The 16,095-nt window shown below is 39.9% G+C and carries 13 protein-coding genes; 4 read left to right on the forward strand and 9 right to left on the reverse strand.

Going from position 1 to position 16,095, the window contains the following annotated elements; translation table 11 throughout:
• Positions 1-27: 27 nt before the first annotated feature.
• A complete protein-coding gene (gene accC / locus AC1DYB_RS02475; protein WP_477432125.1) occupies positions 28-1,509 on the forward strand; it encodes an acetyl-CoA carboxylase biotin carboxylase subunit in 1,482 nt (493 codons plus the stop codon).
• Here the strand turns inward: accC and AC1DYB_RS02480 are convergent, their stop codons facing one another.
• Entirely contained in the window at positions 1,510-2,154 is a 645-nt protein-coding gene (locus AC1DYB_RS02480; protein WP_477432127.1) for an HAD family hydrolase, read from the reverse strand.
• A gap of 238 nt (positions 2,155-2,392) precedes the next feature.
• Here AC1DYB_RS02480 and AC1DYB_RS02485 point away from each other — a divergent pair, with 238 nt between their 5' ends.
• The gene (locus AC1DYB_RS02485) at positions 2,393-4,231 is read left to right on the forward strand and encodes an ABC transporter ATP-binding protein (protein ID WP_477432129.1); all 1,839 of its coding nucleotides are present in this window, start codon (positions 2,393-2,395) and stop codon (positions 4,229-4,231) included.
• A 291-nt stretch (positions 4,232-4,522) separates the two neighbouring features.
• A complete protein-coding gene (locus AC1DYB_RS02490) occupies positions 4,523-4,858 on the forward strand; it encodes a hypothetical protein (RefSeq protein ID WP_477395444.1) in 336 nt (111 codons plus the stop codon).
• Between the two features lie 107 nt (positions 4,859-4,965).
• Here the strand turns inward: AC1DYB_RS02490 and AC1DYB_RS02495 are convergent, their stop codons facing one another.
• The 6 genes from AC1DYB_RS02495 to AC1DYB_RS02520 form a co-directional block, all read right to left on the reverse strand.
• Positions 4,966-5,115, reverse strand: a complete 150-nt coding sequence (locus tag AC1DYB_RS02495; RefSeq protein WP_477395446.1) for a hypothetical protein — start codon at positions 5,113-5,115, stop codon at positions 4,966-4,968.
• A gap of 81 nt (positions 5,116-5,196) precedes the next feature.
• Positions 5,197-5,604: a DUF983 domain-containing protein gene (locus AC1DYB_RS02500; protein ID WP_295716185.1), complete on the reverse strand. Its 408-nt coding sequence runs from the start codon at positions 5,602-5,604 to the stop codon at positions 5,197-5,199.
• 13 nt (positions 5,605-5,617) lie between these two features.
• Positions 5,618-6,493 carry an AraC family transcriptional regulator gene (locus AC1DYB_RS02505; protein WP_477432131.1) on the reverse strand — a complete coding sequence of 292 codons (876 nt, stop codon included), beginning with the start codon at positions 6,491-6,493 and terminating at the stop codon, positions 5,618-5,620.
• Between the two features lie 89 nt (positions 6,494-6,582).
• Positions 6,583-8,346 carry an ATP-binding protein gene (locus AC1DYB_RS02510; RefSeq protein WP_477432134.1) on the reverse strand — a complete coding sequence of 588 codons (1,764 nt, stop codon included), beginning with the start codon at positions 8,344-8,346 and terminating at the stop codon, positions 6,583-6,585.
• Positions 8,347-8,602: 256 nt separating this feature from the next.
• Positions 8,603-9,553: an aldo/keto reductase gene (locus AC1DYB_RS02515; protein ID WP_477432136.1), complete on the reverse strand. Its 951-nt coding sequence runs from the start codon at positions 9,551-9,553 to the stop codon at positions 8,603-8,605.
• Positions 9,554-9,643: 90 nt separating this feature from the next.
• Positions 9,644-11,788: an FUSC family membrane protein gene (locus AC1DYB_RS02520; protein WP_477432138.1), complete on the reverse strand. Its 2,145-nt coding sequence runs from the start codon at positions 11,786-11,788 to the stop codon at positions 9,644-9,646.
• Positions 11,789-12,085: 297 nt separating this feature from the next.
• Here AC1DYB_RS02520 and AC1DYB_RS02525 point away from each other — a divergent pair, with 297 nt between their 5' ends.
• A complete protein-coding gene (locus AC1DYB_RS02525; RefSeq protein ID WP_477432140.1) occupies positions 12,086-14,656 on the forward strand; it encodes a phosphoenolpyruvate carboxylase in 2,571 nt (856 codons plus the stop codon).
• Between the two features lie 251 nt (positions 14,657-14,907).
• Here the strand turns inward: AC1DYB_RS02525 and AC1DYB_RS02530 are convergent, their stop codons facing one another.
• Both AC1DYB_RS02530 and AC1DYB_RS02535 read right to left on the reverse strand, forming a co-directional pair.
• Positions 14,908-15,345, reverse strand: coding sequence for a carboxymuconolactone decarboxylase family protein (locus AC1DYB_RS02530; protein ID WP_477395459.1), 438 nt, complete (start codon positions 15,343-15,345; stop codon positions 14,908-14,910).
• Between the two features lie 81 nt (positions 15,346-15,426).
• Positions 15,427-15,999 (reverse strand): Crp/Fnr family transcriptional regulator, encoded by a 573-nt coding sequence (locus AC1DYB_RS02535; protein WP_477432142.1) that lies wholly within the window; start codon positions 15,997-15,999, stop codon positions 15,427-15,429.
• Positions 16,000-16,095 lie beyond the last annotated feature (96 nt).

The following is a 16,095-nucleotide window of genomic DNA, read 5'->3' on the forward strand; positions in this document are numbered from 1 at the left end:
TAACCGGTAAATAAATTACATTTGTTTATGCAAAAGATACTGGTAGCCAACCGTGGCGAAATAGCTTTAAGAGTCATGCGTTCTGCGCGTGAGATGGGGATTAAAACTGTTGCAGTTTATTCAGATGCTGACCGTGACGCGCTACATGTACGTTATGCAGACGAAGCGGTGCATATTGGTGCCTCCCCCTCAAATCAATCCTACCTCGTTGGCGAAAAAATTATCGCAGCCTGTATTAAAACAGGGGCGGAGGGTATTCATCCTGGTTATGGTTTTTTGAGCGAGAATGCGGCATTTGCCAGGCAGGTACGGGATGCGGGCCTTATTTTGATCGGTCCATCGCCCGAAGCAATGGAGGTAATGGGCAATAAGCTATCGGCAAAAGCTGCTGCATTAAAATATAACATACCGATGGTTCCCGGTACTGAGGAAGCTATCACTGATGTTGCCGAGGCAAAAAAGCGTGCCGTTGAAGTAGGTTTCCCCATCCTGATAAAGGCCGCTGCCGGTGGTGGCGGGAAGGGTATGCGTATAGTTGAGGGACCGAATGATTTTGAAGAACAAATGCAGATGGCCGTGTCTGAAGCTACATCCGCCTTTGGTGATGGATGCGTTTTTATTGAACGTTACGTTTCATCTCCCCGGCATATCGAGATCCAGGTTTTGGGCGATACACATGGTAACATTGTACACCTGTTTGAGCGGGATTGCTCGGTACAACGCCGCCATCAGAAGGTAATAGAAGAAGCTCCTTCAAAAGTGCTTACCCCGCAAATAAGGGAAAAAATGGGCAAATGTGCAGTTGATGTTGCACGTTCTGTAAATTATACGGGTGCAGGTACGGTAGAATTTATCATGGATGCCGACCTCAATTTTTATTTTCTGGAGATGAACACCCGTTTGCAGGTGGAGCATCCCGTTACTGAATTAATAACCGGTATTGATCTTGTTAAGGAGCAGATCAATATTGCCAGGGGTTTACCTATCAGCTTTAAACAAGAAGATCTGCAGATCCGTGGTCATGCCATTGAACTTAGGGTATATGCCGAAGACCCGGCTAATAATTTCCTGCCGGATATTGGTACCCTGCAAACATATATCACCCCAAAGGGCGCTGGTGTACGGGTTGATGATGGTTTTGAACAGGGGATGGAGATTCCTATTTATTACGATCCGATGATAGCTAAGCTTATTACGTATGGCAAAGATCGTACGGAAGCCATAGAGCGGATGATAAGGGCCATTGATGAGTATCAGATCACGGGAATTACAACCACATTAGGCTTTGGTAGGTTTGTTATGCAGCACGAAGCCTTTATTACCGGTAATTTTGATACCCATTTTGTGCAAAAGTATTTCGCCCCCGAGGTATTGCAAACCGGGAATAAAGAAGAGGCCCGGATTGCTGCGGTATTAATGGAATTATTGCTTAGTCAGAAAAAAGTTAAAATATCATCGGTGGCCGGCGCTGAAACAAGTAACTGGTTGAAAAATAGAAGTAAACATTAATTACAACAATTCAACAAGGCTGCTAAAGCTATCAGCTGTGGCGGCCATCCCATCGGGCACTACGCCGAAACCATAGCTGGCAAAAATGAAAGGTACACCCGCTTGTGTGGCTGCATTATAATCGCCCATGGTATCGCCTACATAAACAGCGGCTTTAAGCTCATGATCGTTTACGATATCCTTTATATTGTCTGCTTTAGGGTTACCTTTTGTGCCAAAGCACTGATGCGCTAAAAAATAAGGGTGCATGTTATTCAAATCCAAAAACACTTCAATATAACCGTTTTGGCAATTACTAACAATGTAAAGCTTGTATTTTGTACCAAGATATTTAAGGGTTTCTTCTAATTGCGGATAAAGTTCGCCACCTTTAGTATGCAGGATTTCGAGTTCGCTTATTGCACAAAGGCTTTGTACCTCTTTGCGTTGATCGATGGTAAGGGTAGGGAAGAGTTTATCAAAAATGGAATCGTAGGTCATTCCGGTAATGGATCTTACCCGTTCAACTGTCATTTCTTCGTTTAAGTAATCAACTTTAGCAATGGCGGTCTGCCAGGCCAACGCTACGTTAGCGGTGCTATCCCAAAGCGTGCCATCCAGGTCAAAAATTATACTATCGAATTTGTTTTTTAATGAAGTATCCATAATGGCCGCAAAAATAAGGGAATATTTTTTGAAGCAGCTATTGTACAGTAAATTATTACATTTAGAAAGAAAATACGCAAGGCATGATCTTTTTTTGAAAATCAAAAGGTTATCGCAAAACATCAGGATCTGCAATAGTGCTTTTGTCATCAATCCCTCACAAATATCTGAGCATCCCTAATTGGCTAAACAATTGATTAAATTTGTTTAAATACAATAAACAAAGGAAGATATAATATTGAATACTGCCCGCCCACCCAAAAATACCATAAATACAAAAGTTACTTTAAAAGAACGTTTTGACGCGTTGCGCAACTTGCCTGCTTTTTTTAAGCTGGTATGGCAAACCAGTCGTTGGATGACCGTGGTTAACGCGCTGCTGCGTATTGTTCGCTCGGCTATGCCGTTAGGATTACTTTACGTGGGGAAGCTTATTATTGATAACGTGGTTACCATAAGCCACAGCCCGGTTAAGGATATGAGCCAGCTTTGGGAGCTGGTGGGGCTGGAGTTTGCATTAGCAATTTTAACCGATGCGTTAAGCAGGGCTATTACATTGATGGATAGCTTACTTGGCGATTTGTTTAGCAATCATACTTCGGTAAAGATCATGGCGCATGCCGCTACGCTAGATCTGGATCAGTTTGAAGACTCGGTATTTTATGATAAGCTGGAACGTGCACGGCAGCAAACCATAGGGCGTACGATATTACTATCACAGGTTATGAGCCAGGTGCAGGATCTTATAACCATGGGCTTTTTGGCTGTAGGGTTGATGACTTTTAATCCGTGGCTTATTGTTTTGTTATTGATTGCCATAATTCCTGCTTTTTTAGGTGAATCATACTTTAATGATCGTAGCTATGCCCTTACCCGTGGGCAAACGCCCGAACGCCGTGAGTTGGATTATGTCCGTTACCTGGGCGCCAGTGATGAAACTGCTAAAGAAGTAAAGATCTTTGATCTCTCGGGATTTATCATCAATCGCTTTAAAGAACTCTCTGGCAAATTCTACAACGATAATAAACGCCTGGCTATTAAGCGATCTTTATGGGGAACATTTTTTGCCATGTTGGGTAGTTTAGGTTATTACGGAGCTTACGTGGTAATCATCATCAGGGCGGTTCAGGGGAGCGTAACTATTGGTGAACTTGCTTTCCTGGCAGGTTCATTTCGTCAACTTCGTGCTTTGTTGGAGGGGATTCTTACCCGGTTTACTGCTGTATCGCAGGGGGCCATTTACCTGCGCGATTTTTTTGAATTTTTCGAGATCGAACCTAAAATAAAACATGCAGCAAATGCATTACCGTTTCCAAAAATCATACAGCAAGGTTTTACTTTCGAGGATGTGGGTTTCAGATACGTCAACTCTGACAGATGGGCCAACCGGCATTTAAGTTTTACTTTATACCCCGGCGAAAAGCTTGCACTGGTAGGAGAGAACGGGGCAGGGAAAACTACCCTGGTGAAGTTGTTATCCCGGCTTTATGACCCTACAGAAGGCCGTATTTTGCTGGATGGTATCGACCTGCGTGAATATGATCTTGCCGACCTTCGCCTTAATGTAGGTATCATATTCCAGGATTATTTACGCTACCAGATGAGTTTTGCTCAAAATATAGCCGTTGGTAAAATAAGCGAGAAGGATAACAGGCCTTTGATAGTAAATTCGGCCAGGCAAAGCCTTGCAGATGTACTTGCGGCTAAATTACCGGGAGCTTATGATCAGCAATTGGGTAAGCGCTTTGCCGATGGTGTCGAACTATCAGGTGGCGAATGGCAGAAAGTTGCGCTTGCCCGCGCCTATATGCGCGATGCTCAATTGCTGATACTTGATGAGCCAACTTCGGCATTGGATGCACGAGCCGAATTCAATGTTTTTGAACGCTTTGCTGAACTTACCAAAGGCCGGTCGGCAGTATTGATATCACACCGTTTTAGTACAGTACGTATGGCCGATAGAATTCTTGTATTGGAAAAAGGCGAACTGGTAGAAATTGGCAGTCACGAAGAGCTATTGCTTAAGGGAGGGCGCTATGCCGAGTTATTTGATTTGCAGGCAGCAGGATACAGATAATTTGTATTTCACCTTTTAAGGTGAGGATAGCCAGCAAGTTATTACCCGGAGGGATTTTTTAATTTTTGAATTTTATAGAAAGAAATATTGTTTGTAATATATATGTTACAATAACTTTAATCTTCATTCTGTTTTTCTATAAATAATCTCAATTAAAGCCTGTTTTCTTAAAGATTGCGTAAAAATACGTGCGCATTTCAGTGTAATCACTATATGTTTTTTATTTATCAAAGCTTATCTTTGATATAACATTTATTTGATACCTAAGTCTACATTTAATATCCTACCGCTATGAAGCTATTTTACCATTTTTTGTTTTTTGTTTTTACATCACTCATATTGGTTGCCTGTGCCAATTTATTTGCTTCAGACGCTCCAGGTAAATCCCAAATAGATGAATTTCCTGCCCCTGAGTCCAATAATGTAGAATCGAAAGATGATTCTACAATCTCGATTACCAATAGTGATGCATTTGCTTTTAAAGTTAACAATTCAAAAGGTAGTAACCCTTTATACACAAGTTTAATACAGGATAACGCAATGGATTTTGCTTACCAAAAGTTTGTTTATGTAAACAACGTTCAAATAGCCCTTAATTATTTCGGTGCACTTAAAAAATTCAAATAAGTTTAGTTGATAGTTAGTTTAATTTAGTTAGGGAAACAGTTGCAAGCAGCCATTACAGAAGTGTAACGGCTGTCTTGTTTTAAGGAGTTAAATGTTCGCCGGGGCAATTAATAATTAAAATGGCCCAAAGTGAAAAGTGCTGTTAAAAGCGGTATAGCTAATAAAAAGTATGCTTTGGCTAATTGTACATTATCGGCATTCCCCAATATAAATACTTTGTACAGGTCGTTTTTTATGGTGTTTAATTTAGCTTTCATTGTTCAAAAAATTGATGATCGGTAAATGTGAATCTTTACAATTTTGACAGAAAGCAGTAAACATGGTTTAACCGTTTACGTTTATATTTTATCTTTACTCATTTCTGGATGATAATGTAAACCGGGGGTAAGCCAATGAAGCAATACAACCCTTGAATACCGAAAATTAAACGGCGATAACAATACAGCAACGCTTAATATGATACCACAATACAACCAGGGGTTGCTGCTGCCGGTTAATACATGAATGGCGACAGCGATGGTAACCATTTCGGCAACGTTTAGGGCATAACTCACAAACATGGCTACATAAAAATAACCCGGTTCCCGTTCATAGGTTAAACCACAATGCGAACAGGTTTTATGCATAGCTTGCCCTTTAAAGCTATACATACTGGTGCTGAATAAATCGCCTCTGCGGCAACGGGGGCATTTGGCATGTACTATTGCAGGCCAGGCTGCTAACTCATATTTTTTGGTATTTTCCATGATCTATTAATTATTAATTTTTCAATATCTGTTTGCGGAATTCCTCGGGAGTAATATTCTCCATTTTTTTAAAAAACTTGGTGAAGTAGGAGTTGTCGCTGAAGTTTAGTTTAAACGCTATATCACTAATGCTGAGCTGTGGATTGGTTAACAATCTTTTAGCTTCTAACAAAGTACGGTTACGGATCAATTCTCCCGCCGACAGGCCCACTAAGTCTTTACAAACCGCGTTAAGGTGGTTTGGGGTGATATATAGTAATTCGGCATAATCTTTTGGTAATTTAATATTGGTGTAGTGCTGCTCAATTAATTTATTATAGTTTTTGAGCAAGGTTTGATTATAGGTTAATTTACCTGTGACATCCTGTTGTACATTCAACCTGTTGATATGGATAAATATCTCGAGCATCAACAGCCTCACCATATCGCTGCCCGAAAGAGCAGGTTTTGTGATCTCGAAAAGTATATTCTCAAATAAAGATTTAACCACGCAGTAGCTATTTTCCGGCAGATCGATCACTGCGTCCTTCAAACTTCCGCTGAAGAATGAAAAGTTGGTTAGATAGCCAGGCTGCAACACGAATGACTGGATAAACGATTCGGAAAAATTAATGATATAGCCGTCGGTAAGACCATCAAAATTCCAGGAATGTACCTGGCCCGGTATCATAAAATAAATTTGACGGGGTTTTACTTCAAAATTTTCAAAATCGATGGTATGTGATCCGCTACCATCAGTAAACAGTACAAGGTGATAAAAAGAATGACGATGGGGGAAGAACAGATTCTTGTGCGAGTCGAGATAGGGGGCAAAACGGCTTGCCAGCAAGTCATCCTGCCTTACGTCAGATAGCGAGCAAATATCATATACCGGAATGCTTTGTATCATGTATCAAAATTACATACAATGCCATTGTTTTAAATGGTACTATTGTTATTTTGAATGGTATTATTTACTGATTTTTAGTTTTTAGCTATTTAAGCTTTAGTCCACTTCTGGATAACATTTTCTAATCTTTCAAATGTGAATGGTTTACTCACAAAATCTTTCATGCCGGCCATGGTACACTCATTTTCATCCTCGCTTAAAACGTTAGCAGTCATCGCTATAATAGGCGGAGCGCTCATTCCATGTTTTTTAAGGATGTTCCTGGTTGCCTGTAACCCATCCATTTCGGGCATCTGGATATCCATAAATATAAGGTCATATAACTGGTCATCATTCATCCTGATGGCATCCAATCCGTTTTCGGCAATATCAATATTGTATCCAACCTTTTTAAATATCTTACTTGCAATAAGCTGATTCATTTTGTTATCCTCAGCCAAAAGAATCCTTAGAGGGCGGTACAGAAACGTTTTTTTATCTTCTGTTTTGGGTTCAGTAACTACCTCTCCATTGGTTACCTGTAATGGTAAATTAAAAATAAATACAGATCCTTGCGCCTCTTTGCTAATGGCCCATATTTTACCATTCATCAATTCAACCAGTTTTTTACAAATGGACAGACCAAGGCCTGTACCGCCATATTTGCGCAGAGCGGTTGTGTTTACCTGTGTAAATGGTTTAAACAACTGTGTTAACGATTCCTGGCTGATGCCGATGCCATCATCTTTTATATGGAAGCTGATTTCCTGAAGGCCATCTTTTACTTCGGATCCTTTTACGGTTACGGTCACCGCTCCTTCATCTGTAAATTTGATAGCGTTGCCTATCAGGTTAACTAAAATTTGCTGTAAACGCCCTTCATCTACTTTGACAAATTGAGCTACATTATCATCAACTATATAGCTAAGTACAATGGGTTTGTGCTGATTGGTAATGCCGGGCTGACTGATATCAACAACTGTTTTAACACAATGCCTGATGTTAGTGGTAACCGGCGAGAGGATCAATTTATCGGCCTCTATTTTAGATATATCCAGAATATCGCTGATGATATTAATAAGCAGATTACCGCTTGCTTGCAGGGTTTGCAGAAGTTCCTGCTGATCTGGCAATAAAACAGATCGTGACAATAATTGTGAAGCTCCGATAATTCCGTTGAGTGGGGTGCGTATCTCATGGCTCATGTTAGCTAAAAAGTTCGATTTGGCAAATGTAGCGGCTTCGGCTTCTTCTTTTGAGGCCTGAAGAGCAACTTGTGATGTTTGCAACTCTTCGCTTTTGTGAACAAGATCTCGCTTATCAGCTTCATGGCTTTTTTTGATGAATCCTATGAGCAGGCCCACCAATACAATGTTCATCACCGCCGACGATATGAGGTCAAATTGGTTTGATGATTCATCCGAGGCTGCTGAAATCCATTGCGGATGTGCTTTTTCGAGCATATAACAGCTGATAAATACACCAGCCAGAATACATATAAATATATAATGGTATCGCTGCTTTACCAGTAACGTTACCAGCACAATTAAAAAAATACCAATTTGGGTAGTTGATCCATGTATGCCTCCATTATAAAACCAGCCTGGGAAAACTGCAGCTATACCCATACCTATATAAACATATACAAGGTTTTCTCTATAGCCTTTAAACCTGCTTTGGTAATAAGCAAAGGCCGAAAATGAAAGTACAAAAAGATTTGCCAGGATTAAACCCAGGCCAAATCCTAATATAATATTTATTGCAAGCGATATAACATTATTGAAGCAAATGAATAAAGTAAGAGCGTTAAAAAGTTTATTCTCAAGAGACAAACGAGAATCGCCATAACCGATGATTTGTTTTAGCTTTTCCATTTAAGTTAAAAAATTAATTATAGAGTACTATTACGCAAAAAACAACTAAAAGGATAGGGTAATTAATGGAAATTTTTTGAGGAAAAATAATTTAACTATTTAAAAAGGTAAATTAACAACATGGAATTGTTTAATAATTAAATTATTTGGCGGGGATAATTATTAAGTAATTAACTCATTAAAAGTTAAGCTTTAAACGGGAGGGAGTAATTAATACAGCATGCCTGGTTAAAACATACTGTATTAAGAAAAAATATCAATATGCGCTCGCGTTGGTAAGCGCTTCAATTGTTTCTGTATTTAGTTGTAAGGTAGCCGCCTGGGCGAGGCTTTTCAACTGAGATGTAGTTGTGGCACTTACAATTGGCGCCGTTATTGTTGGCCTGGCAATTAACCAGGCTAAAGCAACGGCCGCGGGTTTGGTGTTATATTGTGCCGATACTTCATCCAAAGCCTTTAAAATACGCATCCCTCTTTCGGTTAAGTATTTTTTTACCATTGAAGCACGGCTACTGCCTTCTAAATCAGCCACGGAGCGGTATTTGCCGCTTAAAAACCCGCTGGCTAATGAAAAATAGCTGATAACGCCAATTTTTTGTTCTTTGATGAATGGTTCAAGGGTAGTTTCGTATTTTTCCCTATCAAACAGGTTATATTCTGGTTGCAGGCTCTGGTAGCTGGCCAGCCCTTTTTCGCGACTTACTTTGAGCGATTCATGTAACCGTTCAACAGAAAAATTAGATGCCCCAATTGCCCGTACTTTGCCATCTTTTATTAATTGGTCAAAGGCTCTAAGGGTTTCTTCAACCGGCGTTGTAGCATCGTCATAATGTGATTGATAAAGGTCAATATAATCGGTTTGCAGCCTGGTTAAAGAATCTTCAACTGCTTTTATTATATAATCTTTTTTTAGCCCTTTTTTATCGGCGGCCAGTTCGGCGCCAACTTTAGTTGCAATGATCACTTTATCGCGTTTGCCACTTAGTTTAAGCCACTTGCCAATTTCTGTTTCAGATTCACCTCCTTTATTGCCGGGTGACCATTTAGAGTATACGTCGGCCGTATCAACGGTATTAAAACCTGCATCTAAAAATGCATCCAGTAATAAAGCCGTATCGTTACCCTTAACCGTCCATCCAAAAACATTTCCCCCAAAAACCAAAGGCGCGGTTTTTATTCCCGATGTGCCTAATTCGCGCTGTTCCATAATATAATTTATTAAAAAACTAATTTGATGATAAAAGGTATGCGAAGCGTAAATTGTTTGTCAGGCAGGTATAATAATCAGGTAACAAATTTACTTCAAAATATTATCGGTAACCCTGGCTATATCATAGCTTATCTTATTTATAAAACCCAACTGCTCTTTTAATAAACTTTCGTCCGCGGTAAGCACCGGCTTTTCAAGTTCGGCTCCTGGGTTTGCTTTGCCAATATTAAACTCAATACTTTGTCCGTGGAGTTTTTTGTTTGTTTCGTTTAATACAGCTATATTTTTTTTTATGAGCTTTAAAGCCTCCGGATGTTGCCGGTGATTGTTTTTTATCAGGCCCACGGCAATGGTTGTAATATATGATGACAGGATATGATTAAGTACCACAAACTTGTGTACTTCCTTTACATTGCGCTGCTTACTTTTAGGTTCGGATGTCATCCGCTCAAATGTAGCTGATAAATTGGCCGATTTTACGTAAACATCTTTACGCGCAAGCTTATAGGCCGTAGTGCCAACAACTTTGTCTGAAATGCTTTCGGCTATGGCAATGAGGTAATTGATATTGGCTACCACAACCTCGCGCAGGGTTTCCTCTATCATCTCAAACTCCCAGGTTGGAAATATCAGGTAACTGGCAATAAACGCAATGGAGGACCCGATGATGGTATCTAATATGCGCTCCTGGGCCACATTGATTAACCCTACCCCTAAAAATTTGAACAGGATGAGCACATATGGTGTCGTGAAAATTACACTTACCACATAGTTAAGTCGCTGAAAACTATATGCACCTACCATAAAGATCATCAGGAAAATAAACTGAACAGGGATATTGGGTACAAAGCTTAATATCAGTATCCCGATAAGGCCTCCGCCAATGGTGCCTATCAGCCTTTGGTAATTACGCTGTTTGGATAGGCTGAAACCGGGTTTTAGAATCACAATGATAGTTAGCAATACCCAGTAGCTGTGATGCCCCTGCGCTATAGTTTTGGCAGTAATAAAGCCAACTAAACAAACCAGGGCCACCCTTAATGCATGTTTAAATGCGCCAGAAGCTAAAGTTAAATTGTCCCAAAAAATGTGAGGTGCATAATCCTGGTGGGTCACAAACTGTGAGTATTCTATTTCGCCTTTTATTTCGGTTGATTTTAAGGCATTTTTGGCGTTATAATAATTGTAAATATTGTTAATACTCTCGCTCAAGTTACGCAGATTGATTAGGATTTTTTTTAATACCAGGTTACTGTTTTCCTGCTGCTCTTTACCAATTGAATCAATCTTTAATTTCAGCTTCTCCAGTTCTATGTTGAAATCCATTACATGGCGGTGCCGGGTGTTTGAAAGTACGATATAGGCGATATCATCAAGTTCATCGGCCATATGATGTACAATGCGGGCTATTTCGTTCAAAACACCTGTATCTCCAAATTTTTCGCGGATTTCATTGTAATCATAATGGGTGGCCATTATTTGCTCAAACATATCCACAAGATCAACAAACGTGAGTACCAGGATTCGGCCTGCTCCGGTTGATTCCCGTACCATCACCCTGCTTTTGAATAATAGCTCGCGCACGGCATCCTGGTGCTGGCTTACCTGTATCTGCTGCGATACCAGTTTACGGTAATTTTCATCTATGTTGCTATCCGTATTATAAAACTCAGCTTTTATGCGTAAAAATTTAGCTATATCAGCCACGTTTTCGCCAAGGGTTTGTTGTGCCGCACGGTAAGGCCTGATCCCGAAAAATATGAGACTGAATAACATATACCATATCCCCCCCAGTAGTATTGTGCCACTGTACATAAGCACTTCTGATGGAGCAAGGGCCTTATCCATCATAAATATCATAATGAGTAAAGAGGATGTGCCAATAGATGCGGCCCGGTTTCCGTAAATTATAAAGATGCTGAACAGAAATGAGAAAAGGGTGATCTCCAAACCCAGTGTAAAAACATTTAACCGCGCAAAGCCCGTGGTAACTGCAACAATAAACAGGCACAAATTACCAATGGCCATAGCATTACGCTTATGTGTAAGCGGCCCCGGATTATCTATTACGCAAATACAAAGGGCACCCAGTGATAATGTTAATCCAAGGTCAAACATGCCAAACTCCAATAACACCAGGGATGGCAGTAATATTCCCGCAGAGATGCGCAAACCATCAGAAAAATACTGACTATAAAAGAAGCTGTTGATCTCCCGGGTATTAAGTTTCATTAATTTGCTTTGTTTTTATTATACGGAGATAAAGCTATGATGTTTACATGGTTCATTGCAAATTTTTAGCAATGAGCTACTCCATTTCATTTAACGCTTTTTTTGCGCCAAAAAAGGTTTTCAAATTTACAAAAATTAAATCTTTTGGGTGTATTTTAATAAATATGGCATTAATAACGAATAACTGTTATAAATTATTCACTTTTTGCTGAAATTTAATTTTAGATATTTAAATTCACCCCCGGTATTGTGCGCTGCCCATTGCCCATCAATTTTAACCTTCAACTTATTTGTACTATGTCGTTAACTTTAAAACTCAGTCAAAGAGAAACAACTTTTAATCACGAAGTTGTAACCCGTTTTGAGTTGTATAACAGTTTATTCCAAACGCTTCCTTTTTACCAGGTAAAGGATACAGGAATTTTGTTGCCTTTTTTTAGCTCACATTGCGAAAAGGGGGCTGTAATGAACGCATCACCTACGGATATTATTGAAACCTTTTTTAAGAAGTACGTTCCGGATATTGATCATCGCGAGCAAATAAACAGGATGTTTCGTTTTATACAATACATTGAGCGCCAGGTTGTGTTGTTTGATGCTATTGAAGATTCTTCTTTTAATAAAATAGGTAAGTTTGATGATACCGGAACTTTGCAAAGCCTGCTGCAACAAGCTGCCATAAGTGATGAAACCCGCAAAAACATCAGCGAAAAGTTAAAAGACTTTTCGTTAAGACTGGTGCTTACCGCGCATCCCACCCAGTTTTACCCTGGCACGGTGCTGGGTATCATGACCGACCTTATAGAGGCTGTAAAAGTTAACGATATTAATACTATTGATGTGTTGTTACAGCAATTGGGCAAAACACCATTTTTTAACAAAACCTCACCTACGCCTGTTGATGAAGCCATCAGCTTATCGTGGTTTTTAGAAAATATATTTTACCATGCTGTATCGGGTATACAATCAAAACTCGAAGACGAGTTTGATATTGATGCCAGCAATCAGCTGCTTGAAATGGGCTTTTGGCCAGGTGGCGACAGGGACGGAAATCCTAATGTAACTACTGAAACTACCAAAGCTGTTGCCAGCTATTTAAGGCAGCGCCTGTTTAGGTGCTATTACCGCGATTTTAGAACGCTTAAACGCCGTATTACTTTCCGTGGTGTTGAAAAACCTATGGCTAAGCTTGAAAAGCTGATTTACAAAAATGCCAATGAGCAAAATGATCCTAAAAATTTGCAGGCGGAGTTATTGAGCTTGCTTCAATCCATTAAACAAACCATCATTACAGATCACGATAGCTTGTTTGTTGATGTGGTAGAAGATTTGATGCAAAAGGTACGTTTATTCGGTTGTTATTTTGCCACTTTGGATATAAGACAAGATAGCCGTGTATTGCGCAGCGTTTTTGATTTTGTGACTGAACAGGCAGAAACGGGCGTTGTTAAAGGTTATAATCAATTTGATGAAGCTGAAAAACTAAGCAAGCTAACTTTTAACGAGGTTGATTACAAATGCCCGGCAGATGCTGATGACATGACCCATGATACGCTGGATACGATAAGACTGATGAAACAAATTCAGCATAGCAATGGCGAAAAGGCCTGCCAGCGCTTTATCATCAGTAATTGTCAGCAGGCATCAGATATTTTACAACTTATAGATTTATTTTTATGGAGCGGATGGGAAAAAGATAGTCTTACTGTTGACTTTATGCCGCTGTTTGAGACTGTAAACGACCTGACACGCGCAGGCGAGATCATGGAGCAGCTATATACTCATCCATATTATGCCCAGCATTTAAAAATGCGCGGAAACAGGCAAACTATTATGCTCGGTTTTTCTGACAGCACCAAGGATGGAGGTTACCTGATGGCTAACTGGAGCATTTATAAAGCTAAAGTTGAGCTAACAACCATAGCCCGTAAGTATGGAGTAAGCCTTGCATTTTTTGATGGCAGGGGAGGCCCACCGGCACGTGGCGGGGGTAAAACACATCGCTTTTACGCTTCAATGGGTAATGAAATAGCTAATGATCATATTCAGCTCACCATACAGGGGCAAACCGTAAGCTCGCAATACGGATCAATTGAGACAGCGAGGTTTAACATGGAGCAATTGGTTAATGCGGGAGTTATATCGGCCTTGCATCCTAATCGTAATGATCTTTTGGATAGCAGGCACAAATCGCTGATATCGGAAATGGCTGATGAAAGTTATAAGCTATTTATGGCTTTGCGTGCTCATCCTTTGTTTGTGGAGTACCTGGAGAAATTTAGTCCGCTTAAGCTATTGTCCAGGATTAATATCAGTAGCCGCCCAACCAAACGTAACGCCGGCGCGCCATTGAAGCTGGAAGATCTGCGTGCCATTAGCTTTGTAACCTCTTGGAGCCAGCTTAAGCAAAGCATTCCTGGTTTTTACGGTGTAGGTACAGCGCTTAAAAAGATGAAGGATGGAGGTAACTGGCACGAAATTCAGGAACTATATCAAACATCTGGTTTCTTTAAAACCATGCTGGATAATTGCATGATGTCTATGTCAAAATCAGATTTCAGGGTTACCGCCTATCTTGAAAAAGATGAAACATTTGGGGATTTTTGGAAAATGCTGAAAGATGAGTTTGAACTAACCCGTGAAATGCTGTTAGAACTAACAGGCTCTACTGTTTTAATGGAAGAATACCCTGTTGAGCGCCGTTCTATCGCCATTCGCGAAAAGATAGTACTCCCATTGGTTATTATTCAGCATTATGCCCTGCAATGCCTAAACAACAGTAAAGATAGTGAGTTGGTGGATATTTATGATAAGCTGGTAATTCGTACGGTTTATGGTATTGTGAACGCCGGTAGAAATTTGGCGTAAGCAGAAACCTCGCCCAGCCCTCTCCAAAGGAGAGGGCTTAAAAAAGCGAGTAGAAAAAAAACAAAAAAAAGATATTGCGGAGGGATTCAACACTCTGCCGCAGAAATGATGTTTTAAAAGGTTTGTCATCCTGAACGTAGTGAAGGATTTATTCGCAGACTTTACAGGGCGAAGAAGCATGGTGAATAATAGATCTTTCACTACGTTCAGGATGACAAAGTTTTTTTGCAAAAAAACTGACGATAATTTATTTACAACGCCGGTTGCATCCCTGTGGAAATAGCAAGCCTGTTCCATGCGTTAATTGCTATGATGGCCAGTATCACTTGTGCAATATAGGCTTCAGGTAAAACTTTGGCTACGGCTTCATAGGTAGCGTCAGCAACATGGTTTTGTATCAATGTAACCTCTTCTGTTAAGGCCAGTATTGCTCTCTCTTCTTCGGTAAAAAATGGTGTTTCCCTCCAGGCATTAAGCGCATAAATACGTTGTTCGGTTTCACCGGCTTTACGGGCGTCTTTGGTATGCATATCTATACAAAAAGCACAGCCATTTATTTGAGATGCCCGGATTTTGATCAATTCGCGGTGAGTTTTACTTACAGTGCTTTTGGCAATATATTGATCAAGGTTTAATAATATTTTGTAAGCCTCCGGGTCGGTTTTACCGATATTCACTCTTGTTTTCATTTTTATGTTGTTTTGATACATCAAAAGTAGTATCAAAACAGGCGTCAAAAAATGAATCAAGATTAATAAAACAGAAGTGCGCTAACCTTTTTTCGCCCTTATTTTGCTCATAAATTGTGGAGTAAAACCAAGATATGATGCCAGCATGTATTGAGGTATTCGCTGCATAAAAGCCGGGAACAAACTATTAAAATGCCAGTATCTTTCTTCATCGCTCATACTGTAGATATATTTAATACGGGTTTGGGCTGCGGCAAATGCCCGTTGCTGTACTATTCTGAAATAACGTTCCAATTTAGGCACTGCTATAAAAAGCTCTTCGAGTTTGCTTTTTGTTATGCTGATAACCTCAGTATTTTCAACGGCCTGGATATAATAAAATGATGGGCTACTGCTATCCAAACTTACATAGTCAGTAAGCCACCAGTTTTCGATTGCAAATTGGGTTATCTGCTCGTTTAGTTTTTTGTTGATGAAATACAGGCGTAAGCAGCCATTACTTACAAAATAAAGCTCCTTACAAATATGATCCGGTTGTAGCAGAAAAGCTTTTTTCTTAACGGTTTTCACTACCATAGCCGAATTGATCAATTGCTCATCGGCTTCAGTAAGTTCGATGAATTTTTTAATATGATCAGTAAGTTTGGAGTGCATATAGATGGTGCTTAAAAGCAGTTGGAGTTTTTTTCAAGAATGTTTTATACTCAAGCTGCACAGGTTGTATCGCAAAGCTACGTTGTAAGCCGGAGA

It is taken from the genome of Mucilaginibacter sp. P2_A4 (genome assembly GCF_056405015.1).